Here is a 12,307-nt window from a genome sequence, read left to right on the forward strand (position 1 = left end):
CAACGGGATGAACTGTACCGTCAGGCACAGAAAATACATCCTGAACGGTGGTCAGGTAAAACGAGAAACTGGCAGCCGGAAGGTCCGGTAACGTTGAACCCGGAACGGGAAAAACAGGCGGCTTAAATTAACCGGGGGTGACAACTACCTTGACACTTACCGATAACGTGCCGTTTCTCCAGTGCCTCCCGCGCTATCTCCGTGCCTTTCAGTGACCGTCCCGGTGGAAAATGAAACTTCGGTGGCGCCGGATCAGTCCAGCCCTCGATCTCCGGCAGCCGGTCGCACAGCTCCCCAATGGTCACATAGTGATGGATGTACCCGGCAGCCTCGGCTTTTTCCTGCACGTCTGAGCGCCATTTGGGATCGCGGGTTTCCGGCCGGAACATGTTGTTGCTCACCGGCTGGCTGTTCGGGTTGCGCCGCAGCCCCAGCGGGCGCTGCTCCATCTCGTCGGCCAGCGGCTGGGCGTCTGTCTTCACGTCAACCGCTATCCAGTACAGGTCGTCGAAGCGCACCACGCCCTGAGCGTCGGTAATGCCAGCCGGAGGATTGGGCGGCGGCGTGGGGTTGTAGTCGTGATTACCATATTTTTTCCACATAGCGACCTCCTTTGCAGAGGCCAGTGGGTGGTATTCCAGCTGCACATTCAGCCCGGTAACCGGATTGTTGTTCTCATCCACGAATTGAAGCTCAAGCCAGTATTTATGCGGCTCACCACGACAGTAAACAACCTTACTTTTAGGCCTGATGCTGGTAATACAGGTGTTGTCGCCAATAATTTCCATGCTGATTCCCTGCACATTTTTATCTATAAATAGCGTTCCATCGTAACCAGGCGATATTTTATCGTCATTGTTTCACATTACGTAAATAGCTTCACGAATCATTTCTATGTCTGGTGGTGCGATAAGGTTCTGACGTTTATTAGAGTAGATTTCATTTTGAATAAATGTAAGGTACTCCTCACTTTAACTGCCTTTCCTAAATTTTTTCTGTCCTTCAAAATCTATATCCATTCTATATATTAACCATTGAAATGTTCGTATCAGAACATCATTTCTGGTTGCGTTCACCAAAAATTTCCCCAGATCTTGTCTGAAGTTTTACAAGTGCATTGAACATATCGTCCTGAGCCAAAGAACACTGAGATTTCTTCGTCATAGGGCCTTTGCGCCTGCGTGAAGGGCCGTCACCGGATGGCACTGATTGTGACCGGTTATTATCCCGTTCGGCCTGCACCAGTTGCGCGGCCAAGACGTTTATTGTCCACAATGGCACCCTGATCGATTTCAGACAGTTTGTCATAAGTGGAGTAGGGAAGTGATACGCCATTAAGACGGAGCTCTTTATGTCCGTCAGGGTAATGCCAAACATCAATATATTTACCAATCGCCCGACGACTGAATTCACTGTCTTCAATGAGATAAAGCACTTTGTCGTACTGCACCGTGAGTGATTTCGACACACCGGGGGCTTCACGCCAAGTAAACACCATATCGAGATCATCATCGACATCCAGTTTCCGATGAACATCGAGCGCCTGGCGAGGTGCTTTTGAGAAACGTCGGTTGTAATCGTTCATAAACTCTTCGGCAAATGCGTTTGCAGCTTCCATGGTGCTGATGCCCTGAAGCCTGAGTTCACCGACACAGGCACGACGGTAACGAGGCTGCTGAATTTTTGGCGCACGTTGATTACGTGGGACCCATCATCCAAAGTGAAAAACTCCGCTGCGAGAGCCGCCATGGTAATCCTTACTTGATTATACACGCCGGACATCTTAACTTTTGCCATAAGCGGACATTACAGCTTTGCTGTTACACACCTTGGTTCGCATAATGTATATTATGTTAAATAATGGAACTTCGTCGTTAAGCTGATAACCACCTCTCTTTCAGAACACTCATTGCAGATAAGTCTGAGCTCACGTTAAGAGTGATCCCCTTACTGATAAGATAACTCCGGCCACTATTGATGGAATTGTCAGGTGTCACCCGCGGACTGTTGTATTGCTGTCAGACTTGTCGGGACGAGATTCCCGGTATATGGCTGCAGCAGTAAACCGCGCGAATAGCCCTTATCAATCCATAGTGACTGCATCAGAATAATGACTCCAGAGAAACGCTAAACTCGTCGCCGGTTTGTTGATCAGCATACCGGAGGGCTTGTTGATCATTCCTGTCAGGGACCGTTGTGCGGGGATGAAATTCCCCCCCCCGAGCAACATATGCTGCTGACGGACAATCTGTTCTGCATAGTTCACTGTTATCTTTCCGTGAAACTCCGGATTTCGGGCCTATTGTCCGCCGGTGTACAAAATACCGGCAGATTTAAGGCATCGCTCTGTAAAAAAACAGGCACTGGTACCCTGCGAAATTTACAGATTTCACACAGCGACGCCATTTTTACTGCGGTATAAATAACCTTTGGGACACAGAGACTTGATGCAAATACCGGCCAGGCGGAACAGACAGCGGATTGCTGAGCCGTTCCCCTGTAAAAACCGAGCCTCCCTGCTCTTCTCTGATTGTTACACCATAGGATAATTGAAAAACGGTTACCGCGATTGCGGCCACCTCAGTCGGCCAGCTTTACAGGCCTTTTACCCAGTTACCTTTTAATGGCCGTGATAAACAAGCCAGTACGGCAATCAGACAAATTTCAATCGATACCGCCCAGTAAATATGGCCAAGAATTTCACTCCATAACTCATAACCGTTAAGGTTCCATAACCAGCCGATCACTCCCTGATCATAAATCGGTTTCCGGAAGCCCAGTGCCGGGATGAGAAAACCGTGCATCACAATAGTGATGACAATTCCGAATAAAGCGCCGAACCACAGTCGGATGCGTGGCATATAAGCCGACAGAAAGACGTAGACAAATGCAAATACAAAACTAAACAACCAGTGATACAGCGTTATTGCCCCGGGAACCGTCACCCCCTGGTAAACATAGTCCAGAGAATGCGAGTTTACCCCCAGCCATCCCAGCCACGCATCAATATTCGCCCCCGGCGGTGAAATTTCACCCGGAACTCTGGGCGGCATATTGACTTCCGAGCCCCACTTCACCAGAGAGCTCATAAATCCGCCAATCAGTGTTGTCCGGAATACCACTTGCCGGTTTACCTTATGCAGCCACATATCACCACCAGCTTCTTCCCACATAACGCCTCCTGCAGACCTGTTTTTTGTGTAATTCCCACTGATTAGTATAGTCGGTGACCGGCGCTCTGCAGCGGATCCCGGTGTTTAACCCTACGTTATTCCGGACCGTAAAGCAGCAAAGCGGATCCGTATTACCATCAGTCCCGTAGCGTGATTTTTGTACTGACGAATATAACGGCTTATACTGTTTACAGGCCCTGATGGAGGAAAAAAGATGGCTGGCGGATGGTCTGACGATGGCGCAGTAAATAAACAAATTGATGCAACCGTTGAAGATGCGGTCGCCAGAGCCAGAGATCATCTCGGACACGGAGAGAGCGCCTGGTTTTGTGAACAATGCGGAGAACCAATCCCTGACGCCCGGCGGAAAGCGCTTGCCGGCGTACGCTATTGTGTCAGTTGCCAGAGCAAAATGGACAAACAAGATGAAATACACAGCGGGTACAATCGCCGGGGCAGTAAAGACAGTCAACTTCGCTAGTTATCTGGCTTTAATATTCTCCGGGTTATGGTAAAACAAATATAAAAAGTGACGTTGTCACTTATTTGTGCAGGTTGTGCCGTCAGATCAGAGGGTGCTTCCCTGCCCTTATCCGGCATTTCGGGTGGATAAAATACCGGTCTGCGCTCGGCTGAAAAACGTCAACCTGAATCCCGTTTTCCATATACAGTGTATCTGCCGCAGATTCACCGCACCGCGACGCTGGCCATTTTTACAGCAAAAATTATCCCGTTTCTGTCTCGCTTCGTCCGGAGGGTGAAAAGCCATAACCCGTTATTTTTATTACCTGTGTCGCTAATGTTATGATACAGCCCTGTTATCTTACATCGCTCTCTTATGACACAGTTACGATATCTTAATGGTTATCCCCCTGCGATTATCAGTCAGGTTCAAACACTCGCCGATCAGGGACGGCTGGGTGACTGGCTGAAGGCTAAATACGCTGTAGCGCCGCATTCGGTACAAAGTGATAAATCCCTCTATCAGTTTGTTGCTGAGTACAAACAACGCTACCTGAAAAATGCGCCTGCACTATCCAAAGTATATTATGACAATAAACAAAACCCGGTGACCGGTACCCTCGGCACCAATACTTTTGTTTCCCGCGTACAGGGCAGTAAACTAAAGTCAAATAACGAAATCAGGATTGCGACTCTGTTTCGTGAAGGTCCGGAAGACTTCCTGAGAATGATCGTCGTCCATGAACTGGCGCACCTTAAAGAGAAACAACATAACAAATCGTTTTATCAGTTATGCTGCCATATGGAACCCGATTACCACCAGCTGGAGTTTGATATGAGATTATGGCTGAACTGGCGAGATCTCTGACAATACCTTCCGGCACACAGAAAAAACCAGCCCGGCCAGCGCAAAAGGATCTCCGGAGGATCCTTTTGATACTGCTAATCGCGATACCCTGCCAGTTGCTATACGGACAGCTTTACCTTTAATAACATCGGCTATATTTTCATAATAAACTACCCGCCGTGTTATATTTCACAGAGTGAGATAAATGTAATTATAATGTAAGCTATATGTACACATCAAATAACCAGTATTCTCCTGTGTCATAACCTGTCGGATATCCATATTTTAAAAAATTAATTTCCATTAAAATCCGAACTACAAAAAATAATTAAACCGTAAAAACAGGTATGAATTTAAATATCCTTCAGTAACACAAATCCGACCAGTAAGTTAACTACTCATGAGTGTATATCGTCTATTTATCACAGTGATCAATGTTATTTTAATTAATTTTAAATATATTAACTTCAGGGTTAGTGATAAACAAATCACAGGAGGTTGTAATGAAAAAATATAAACTTTCCGTTGTTTTTTTATTGTTGATGTCATCCATGTTTTATTCCCATGCCGGGATGATAAGATTTAACGGAAATATATACCAGTCGCCCTGTTCCCAGACTTTCACTGATGGCTCGGTAATATTCCGTTGTCAGCAGGGGCAGCTTAAAACCCGCCAGAAGACAGCCCTTTCCGTTCGCGATGGTGCTCTGCCGATGGACCTTGGCACCCGAAAACTGACCTGGATTAATCCGCAGCATTCACTCGGCGTCATGGTTATCAGTTACCGATAGAATATAAAAATTCAGAGTGGCCGTATAGCGTTTATTATTAAAAAAATAAAAACCCGTCCACCGGGAGTTATATTGCTGTGCATTAAAGGAGTTATTCTATATGCCGAAAAAAAATACTGTTACTCACTTGCGGATTTATTCTGTTGCTGACACAGCCGAATTCACGTAATGATTCATAACGGTGCATTCCCCTGGCTTATTGTTCTGAAATGCACACTGACAGCGCAGGGTACAGCTTTCCGTCAACAGTCATTCTTGCTAACTGCCGGTATTAATGCGTTCTGATGCTCACTGGCTGTGCCTTTGCAACTGGTACAAAAGTTGCAAAGTTCTGCCGTCTGGAAAAAGGAGAACATATGAAAGCATTGATCATCGGGGCGGGAATCGGCGGGATGAGTGCCGCACTGGCTTTACGTGCTTGCGGTTATCAGACTGAAGTATTTGAGTCCGTTAAGCAGATAAAACCGGTCGGTGCAGCAATATCCATCTGGCCCAACGGGGTTAAATGCCTTAATGCCCTCGGGTTACGAGAAGAAATTAAAGCACTGGCCGGTAATATGGCATGGATGGCATATCATGATTTCGCCACCGGCAACGTACTGACCCGTTTCAGCTTATCGCCACTGGTCGAACGCGTCGGGGAATACCCCAGCCCCGTCGCCAGGGCCGAGTTACAGCAAATGCTGATAAACCATTACGCGGCTGAGGATATCCGGTTTGGTAAACGGGCTATCCGGGTGGAACAACATTCTGACGGAGTGCGGGTAAGCTTCGATGATGGCAGTCAGGCATGCGGGGATTTTCTGATTGCTGCTGATGGTACCCATTCAGTGATACGGGATTATGTGCGGGGCAAACCAACCGAACGCCGCTATGCCGGTTATGTGAACTGGAACGGTCTGGTGACTATTGATAAATCTGTGGCACCCGACGATCAATGGACCACTTTTGTCGGAGAGGGTAAACGAGTCTCTCTGATGCCAGTCGGCGGCAACCGTTTTTACTTTTTCTTTGATGTACCGTTAGCCAAAGGACTGGCCGAAGACCGTAGCAGTCTGAAACAGGATCTGCGACGCTATTTTTCCGGCTGGGCTGAACCCGTCCGTAAACTGATTGAACTTATCGACCCACAAACGACCAATCGGGTAGAAATTCATGATATAGAACCTTTTATGGAGTTTGTAAAAGGACGGGTGGCACTGCTCGGCGATGCGGCACACAGCACCACACCGGATATTGGTCAGGGGGGATGTACAGCCATGGAAGATGCCATAGTACTGGCGTCTACCCTGTCATCCCATTCTCTGGGTATTGAGGATGCACTGCTCCGCTACCAGAATCGTCGCAATGAACGGGCAAAAGATCTGATACTGAAAGCCCGTAAACGCTGCGATCTGACTCATGCCAGAGATCCTCAACTGACCGCTGACTGGTACCTTGAACTGCGTTCAGAAACAGGTGAACGGGTACTTGAAGGAATGTGCCAGACTATCGAAGGCGGTCCGCTGGGCTGAGCGCACTGCCGCATCTGTCGGTATCCGGTCTCAATACCGGCAGATGCGGCCTATTCTGTCAGGCCCTTGTTCAGGGGATGGCCAGCGCTTCGGTTGTCCCTTGTTGCCAGACACACTGACCATTCACCCAGGTCTGAGCAATATTACGTTCATCACCAAGGGTCATCAGAACAAACAGCTGCTCGATGATATCTTTACTATTACGCTGCCGCAGTGCCTGTAAAGGTGTTGCGGCCATGTCAATAACAATAAAGTCAGCGTCATTACCCGCATTAAAATTACCCGTCTGATGATGTAAATCCAGTGCGTGGGCTCCGCCCAGGGTGGCATGATAAAAGGCTTCACAGGCATTAAGCCGGTTATTTTGCAGTTGCTGCACTTTATAGGCATCCCCCAGGGTACACAGCAGACTAAAGCTGGTCCCTGCACCTACGTCCGTCCCCATACCGACCGGAATATGCTGCGCCCGGGCCCGGTCCAACGGAAAGAGCCCACTGCCAAGAAAAAGATTTGATGTCGGACAAAATGCGATCGCGGATCCGGTTTGTTGCAGACAATCCCATTCTTTATCCTGCAAATGAATACAGTGTGCAAATACACTGCGTTTCCCCGTCAGACCAAAATGGTGATATACACCGAGGTAACTGTCTTGCTGCGGAAACAACTCCCGTACCCATTCAACTTCACGCAGATTTTCACTCAGATGGGTCTGCATCCAGACATCCGGATACTGATTACGTAGTGCACCTGCCTGTTGCAGTAATTCTGCAGAAGAAGTGGGCGCAAAACGCGGGGTTATCGCGTATCCCAGCCGGCCTTTACCATGCCAGCGTTCGATCAACGCCCTGCTCTGTTCCGCACTCTGCTCCGGTGTTTCCAGTAATGACTGCGGGGCATGACGATCCATCATGACCTTACCGGCAATTAACCGCATAGCGTATTTTTCTGCTTCACTAAACAGAGCATCGACAGACTGTGGATGGACCGATGCAAATACCAGAGCGGTGGTGGTTCCGTTACTGAACAGTTGGCGAATAAAAAAAGCCGCCATTTTTGCGGCGTATTCAGGATCACCGTATTTACTTTCGACCGGAAAAGTATATTGCTCTAACCATTCAAGTAACTGTTCTCCGCAGGCGGCGATCATTTCTGTCTGCGGATAATGAATATGCGTATCAATAAAACCCGGCATAATCAGCTGACCACGAAAGTCATTGAATATGCAGTTTTCCGGTAAGACGGTAGTTTCCTGCCAGGGCGTTAAAGAGATAATTTTCCCGCCCTCCGTCAGCAGCAACCCGTCAGGCAGATAGCGAAATTGTTGCATCATCTGCTCAGGGTCAGCGACTGTCCCGGCGAAGTCGACAAATGCGGCACGAATGGCCTGTAACCCCGTGTGTGACATATTCCGGCCTCCTCAGCCATTTACCCCGGCATTCGTTTTGCCGGAGTTTCATATACAAACGGTTGGATTAGCAAAACTTGCAAAAGGTGTGCCAGTGACCCGCTGGCGATAAAACCATGATAGAGCACCCTGCTATACCATATGCTGCCGCAGGGAGAAACGACACCACGAACACTTCCCCTTGCTGATAGCTGACCCGCTGATTGCTGTATATCCGTCAGTCACAACAGGCAGAGAGGGTCATTATCATGTTGCATCCGTTATGCCTCTCCGGTAATTACTTCTGAAGTATTAATAAGTAGGCATCCCCGCAACATCAATGCTATGTTGTCATACCTCTGAAACTCCACCGCTGAAAGGTAAGGTCTTGATATGATTATTCTGGTAACAGGTGCAACCGCAGGTTTTGGTGAGACTATCACCCGCCGTTTTATTGATGCCGGCCATAAAGTTATTGCTACCGGCCGCCGTACAGAGCGCCTGCAACAGCTAAAAGATAAGTTTGGTGAAAGTGTTCTGCCGCTGCAGCTGGATGTCCGTGACCGTGCAGCGATTGATCAGGCCATCAGTCAGCTTCCTGCAGAATGGCAGGATATCGATATCCTGGTCAATAATGCCGGGCTGGCATTAGGCCTTGAACCTGCCCAGCAGGCCAACGCTGATGACTGGGAAACAATGATCGATACCAATGCTAAAGGTCTGGTGATGGTAACCCGTGCCGTTCTGCCTGGCATGGTGGCCCGTAACAAAGGTCATATTATTAATATCGGTTCCACTGCCGGCAACTGGCCTTATCAGGGAGGTAATGTCTATGGCGCAACAAAAGCATTTGTCCGCCAGTTCAGCCTGAATCTGCGTACAGATTTACAGGGCACTGCTGTACGGGTCACCAATATCGAACCCGGTCTGGTCGGCGGCACCGAATTCTCTAACGTACGTTTTAAAGGTGACGAGGGTAAAGCCAGTTCAGTCTATGACGGTACTCAGGCCCTGACACCGGATGATGTGACAGAAGCGGTGTTCTGGGTGTCATCCCTGCCAGCCCATGTGAATATTAATACTCTGGAAATGATGCCCGTCAGCCAGACTTACGGCGGCCTTAAAGTCACCAAACAATAACCACCAGCCTGCCGGACCGGAGAATATGCTGCCGGCCGGCTAAAAGATTAACCCTTCCTAAACCAGTTACCGATAACCGGCAAAAGTAGCCGAAAATCCGTCAGCAATGTTATACTTTTGTCCGGCAGCAACGGTAATGCTGTGCTGTCCGGTAACCGATAAAAGGAACTCAATATGAAAGTGAACTCAACAATATTGCCGGTGATCCTTAGCAGTATCCTGCTTGGCGGCGGACTGTTCGGTGCTGCAGTGGCGAGTCAGGCGGCAACACAGCATGTTGTTATCGACAGTGGCGATAATGCATTGACCAAAGAACAGGCCCGTCAAAGCCAGCAGCAATGGGATGAGACCCGTAACCTGCGTAACAGGATTAATCAGCGGGCTGATAAAGAGTTCAGTAAGATTGATAAGGCTTACGATACCCGGGATAAATGCGAACAAAGTGCAAACCTGAACGCATACTGGGAGCCAAAAACCTTACGCTGTCTTGACCGCCGCACCGGGCGTCCGGTAACGCCTTGATCCCCGAAGCGGGCCGTTCATTTTATTAAAGGTACTTCCTATGAAAAAATCCGTACTGTTGTCCAGCGCGTTGTTAATTGTTTTTCCCCTGTTCGCACAGGCATCCTGCGAATCTGTGAAAGCAGATATCAGTAAGAAAATTATTGCTAACGGTGTGCCTGAGTCCGGATTCAGCCTTGATATCGTACCGAGTGATCAGGCCGATCAGCAAGGCGGACTGGTGGTAGGTCATTGCCAGAATGATACTCAGAAAATTGTCTACAAACGTCTGAGTGATGGCAGCACCCCGTCATCCTGATACTGACGCAGCAAAAACAACGGCAGGCATACCTGCCGTTGTTTTTATTCTCCACAGGATCCGGCTGACAGGCCCGGTTCACCGCTTAACGAAAGGTCGAGGTAACCGGTAAGATCGCGCTGCTCAGGACGAGGTAAATAGGGTATTTCCCCGAGTAACGGGGCTCCTATCTGTTTTTTCAGCACGTCAATAATACTGGCGTATCCGGCCAGTCCCGGGTTGATACGGTTCGCAACCCAGCCACATAAGGGTAACCCGTCACTGAGAATAGCTTCTGCGGTCAGCAGTGCGTGATTAATACACCCCAGTTTGATCCCGGCCACCATGATTACCGGCAACTGCTCACTGATCACCCAGTCTGAAAGAGGTTGTTCATTATTCATCAGACAGTTCCAGCCTCCGGTTCCTTCAATCACCAGTTGTTCAGCCTGATGACTAAGGGTTTCCAGACCATCACTCAGTCTCTTATAATCCACCCGGCAACCGGGGCTGGTACTGATTTCATCGCCCTGCAGGGCGAAAGGGTTAATGCACTGATAAGGCAGTTGCAATGATGATGCCTGCTGCAATAACAGTGCATCATTATTACGCATCCCTTCATCGGTCAGCCGTGAATTTTTGGCTACCGGCTTATACCCGATACAACTCACCCCCTGCTTAGCAGCAGACTGTAACAATGCCAGAGATACGACTGTTTTACCCACGGCCGTATCCGTGCCTGTAATAAACACTTTTTTCACGTATGCTCCCTGGTTTCGCAGTAGGGTTCAGAAGTTTTGAAAATACAGGATGCATTCTAAGTGACTGACTGATGGTATGAATTGCGTTAACGCAAGTTTAGTGACGCTTACCCCGCGAAAAGCTTTACTAACAATTCTCCGCGGTATAACGCATCTTTGACCAGCGCGGTACAGGCCAGGGTCCCCGGCCTGACTAATGCGGCTTGCCGGATACTCACCTGCCGGCTATAGGCCGGTAAAGCAGCCTTTTCAATGCGGCTTTTAATGGCAGGAAACAGTATTTCTGCTGCAGTGTTAAGCGGCGAATCAATCAGTATTTGTTGGGGATTAAAAATATTCACCATCATCGCCAGACTGTAGCCAATAACATGCCCCGCTCTGGTAATAATCCCGCTGGCCAGGGTATCACCGCAGAGCGCAGCAATGCATAGCTCGCGGATATCCGTAATCGCGGACGGGGACTGGTGCAGCAGGCTGTCGGGATACTCAGCTATCTGCTGTCTGGCCTGTTCCAGCAGACTCTCAGTGCTGGCCAGGGTATTCAGACAACCACTATTGCCACAGTCACATAAGCTGCCATCAGGGTCGATACAGGTATGACCAATATCAACCCGTGAACAACGGTTCTGATGCAGCAATTCCCCGCCGGTGATCACTGCAGCCTCTGTCTGTTGATCGGAAACCACCAGTATGACATCGCGACAGTCCGTAGCAGCACCAAAGTAATGCTCAGCCAGTACCCTGGCTGAAATAACATTCTGCACATAAACATTCAGGCCGGTTCGCTGGTGCAGCATGGCAGATAACGGAATATCCGGCTGCTGACAGTCAGACCGGTTAGGGATCACCCCGCTATTGCTGTTTACCATCCCGGGTAAGGTGACGGCTAATGCTGCCAGCTGTGACGGTAATAGCGGATAGCAGCAGAGAAAGTCCTCTGCGGCTGCGGCCAGTACGCCGGCCAGTGATGTCTCCGAACCCGCAGGCAGTGGCTGTACTCTTTCGGTTATTTTACCTCCCCCGAGATCGCGCAGAGTTATCCGCAGACAGTGATCAGAAAGGTGCATCGCCAGAAATCGCCAGCGCTGAGAGCAGAGTTCCAGTCCGGTGGCAGGGCGTCCGCGGTTGCCGGGTTCGGTGATTTCACATTCACGGATCAAATCTGCCTGCAACATTTCGCGGATAATTTTAGTGATACTGGCAGGGGCCAGTTTTGTTCGTTTAGCAAGTTCAATACGTGACAAAGGGCCATACTGGTCAATCAGCCGGTAGACAGTACCGGCATTTATTTGCCTGATATGGTCAATATGTCCTGGCTGATTGTCTGTCAACACTGCCTCCCTTATCTATTTATTCGCAGATCGAAATAAATTAATTATGGGGGGTTAGCGCCGCGCCGTACGTCAGAGAATAATTTAATGTGACTGGCTTCACAC

At 49.0% G+C, this 12,307-nt stretch carries 13 protein-coding genes and 1 pseudogene; 7 read left to right on the forward strand and 7 right to left on the reverse strand.

The window, feature by feature from the left end:
* Positions 1-122: 122 nt before the first annotated feature.
* From JK198_RS01505 to JK198_RS01520, 4 genes and pseudogenes are all read right to left on the reverse strand, one after another.
* A complete protein-coding gene (locus tag JK198_RS01505) occupies positions 123-788 on the reverse strand; it encodes a hypothetical protein (protein WP_249213227.1) in 666 nt (221 codons plus the stop codon).
* Positions 789-1,056: 268 nt separating this feature from the next.
* Positions 1,057-1,651, reverse strand: a pseudogene (locus JK198_RS01510) (ISNCY family transposase); the annotation flags it as partial.
* A gap of 432 nt (positions 1,652-2,083) precedes the next feature.
* Positions 2,084-2,266: a hypothetical protein gene (locus JK198_RS01515; RefSeq protein WP_212710570.1), complete on the reverse strand. Its 183-nt coding sequence runs from the start codon at positions 2,264-2,266 to the stop codon at positions 2,084-2,086.
* Between the two features lie 328 nt (positions 2,267-2,594).
* Positions 2,595-3,149, reverse strand: a complete 555-nt coding sequence (locus JK198_RS01520) for a DUF1440 domain-containing protein (protein WP_212710600.1) — start codon at positions 3,147-3,149, stop codon at positions 2,595-2,597.
* 238 nt (positions 3,150-3,387) lie between these two features.
* Here JK198_RS01520 and JK198_RS01525 point away from each other — a divergent pair, with 238 nt between their 5' ends.
* The 4 genes from JK198_RS01525 to hpxO all read left to right on the forward strand — a co-directional run bounded on the left by JK198_RS01525 (position 3,388) and on the right by hpxO (position 6,787).
* Entirely contained in the window at positions 3,388-3,654 is a 267-nt protein-coding gene (locus tag JK198_RS01525; RefSeq protein WP_212707778.1) for a DksA/TraR family C4-type zinc finger protein, read from the forward strand.
* Between the two features lie 357 nt (positions 3,655-4,011).
* The gene (locus JK198_RS01530) at positions 4,012-4,503 is read left to right on the forward strand and encodes a M48 family metallopeptidase (RefSeq protein ID WP_212707779.1); all 492 of its coding nucleotides are present in this window, start codon (positions 4,012-4,014) and stop codon (positions 4,501-4,503) included.
* Positions 4,504-4,985: 482 nt separating this feature from the next.
* The gene (locus tag JK198_RS01535; protein ID WP_212710571.1) at positions 4,986-5,273 is read left to right on the forward strand and encodes a hypothetical protein; all 288 of its coding nucleotides are present in this window, start codon (positions 4,986-4,988) and stop codon (positions 5,271-5,273) included.
* Positions 5,274-5,629: 356 nt separating this feature from the next.
* Positions 5,630-6,787 (forward strand): FAD-dependent urate hydroxylase HpxO, encoded by a 1,158-nt coding sequence (hpxO, locus tag JK198_RS01540; protein WP_212710572.1) that lies wholly within the window; start codon positions 5,630-5,632, stop codon positions 6,785-6,787.
* A gap of 70 nt (positions 6,788-6,857) precedes the next feature.
* Here the strand turns inward: hpxO and guaD are convergent, their stop codons facing one another.
* Positions 6,858-8,192, reverse strand: coding sequence for a guanine deaminase (gene guaD, locus JK198_RS01545; protein ID WP_212710573.1), 1,335 nt, complete (start codon positions 8,190-8,192; stop codon positions 6,858-6,860).
* A 372-nt stretch (positions 8,193-8,564) separates the two neighbouring features.
* Between guaD and ydfG the strand changes: the two genes are divergently transcribed.
* The 3 genes from ydfG to JK198_RS01560 all read left to right on the forward strand — a co-directional run bounded on the left by ydfG (position 8,565) and on the right by JK198_RS01560 (position 10,131).
* The gene (gene ydfG / locus JK198_RS01550) at positions 8,565-9,311 is read left to right on the forward strand and encodes a bifunctional NADP-dependent 3-hydroxy acid dehydrogenase/3-hydroxypropionate dehydrogenase YdfG (protein WP_212707783.1); all 747 of its coding nucleotides are present in this window, start codon (positions 8,565-8,567) and stop codon (positions 9,309-9,311) included.
* Positions 9,312-9,485: 174 nt separating this feature from the next.
* Positions 9,486-9,833 (forward strand): DUF1283 family protein, encoded by a 348-nt coding sequence (locus JK198_RS01555; RefSeq protein ID WP_212707784.1) that lies wholly within the window; start codon positions 9,486-9,488, stop codon positions 9,831-9,833.
* A 40-nt stretch (positions 9,834-9,873) separates the two neighbouring features.
* Entirely contained in the window at positions 9,874-10,131 is a 258-nt protein-coding gene (locus tag JK198_RS01560; protein ID WP_212707785.1) for a DUF1161 domain-containing protein, read from the forward strand.
* Between the two features lie 44 nt (positions 10,132-10,175).
* On the opposite strand, the gene bioD is transcribed toward JK198_RS01560, so the two are convergent.
* A complete protein-coding gene (gene bioD, locus JK198_RS01565) occupies positions 10,176-10,871 on the reverse strand; it encodes a dethiobiotin synthase (RefSeq protein ID WP_212710574.1) in 696 nt (231 codons plus the stop codon).
* Positions 10,872-10,978: 107 nt separating this feature from the next.
* Positions 10,979-12,205 (reverse strand): ROK family transcriptional regulator, encoded by a 1,227-nt coding sequence (locus tag JK198_RS01570; protein ID WP_212710575.1) that lies wholly within the window; start codon positions 12,203-12,205, stop codon positions 10,979-10,981.
* Between the last annotated feature and the right edge of the window lie 102 nt (positions 12,206-12,307).

This window comes from Tatumella sp. JGM91 (assembly GCF_018257575.1).
GTDB lineage: Bacteria > Pseudomonadota > Gammaproteobacteria > Enterobacterales > Enterobacteriaceae > Tatumella > Tatumella punctata.

Excerpts from the sequence above, each read along its gene's own strand:
- JK198_RS01530 (WP_212707779.1), top strand. The coding sequence starts at position 4,012 with ATGACACAGTTACGATATCTTAATGGTTATCCCCCTGCGATTATCAGT.
- JK198_RS01535 (WP_212710571.1), top strand. The coding sequence starts at position 4,986 with ATGAAAAAATATAAACTTTCCGTTGTTTTTTTATTGTTGATGTCATCC.
- guaD (WP_212710573.1), bottom strand. The coding sequence starts at position 8,192 with ATGTCACACACGGGGTTACAGGCCATTCGTGCCGCATTTGTCGACTTC.
- JK198_RS01520 (WP_212710600.1), bottom strand. The coding sequence starts at position 3,149 with ATGTGGCTGCATAAGGTAAACCGGCAAGTGGTATTCCGGACAACACTG.
- hpxO (WP_212710572.1), top strand. The coding sequence starts at position 5,630 with ATGAAAGCATTGATCATCGGGGCGGGAATCGGCGGGATGAGTGCCGCA.
- JK198_RS01505 (WP_249213227.1), bottom strand. The coding sequence starts at position 788 with ATGGAAATTATTGGCGACAACACCTGTATTACCAGCATCAGGCCTAAA.
- JK198_RS01555 (WP_212707784.1), top strand. The coding sequence starts at position 9,486 with ATGAAAGTGAACTCAACAATATTGCCGGTGATCCTTAGCAGTATCCTG.
- JK198_RS01560 (WP_212707785.1), top strand. The coding sequence starts at position 9,874 with ATGAAAAAATCCGTACTGTTGTCCAGCGCGTTGTTAATTGTTTTTCCC.
- ydfG (WP_212707783.1), top strand. The coding sequence starts at position 8,565 with ATGATTATTCTGGTAACAGGTGCAACCGCAGGTTTTGGTGAGACTATC.
- JK198_RS01525 (WP_212707778.1), top strand. The coding sequence starts at position 3,388 with ATGGCTGGCGGATGGTCTGACGATGGCGCAGTAAATAAACAAATTGAT.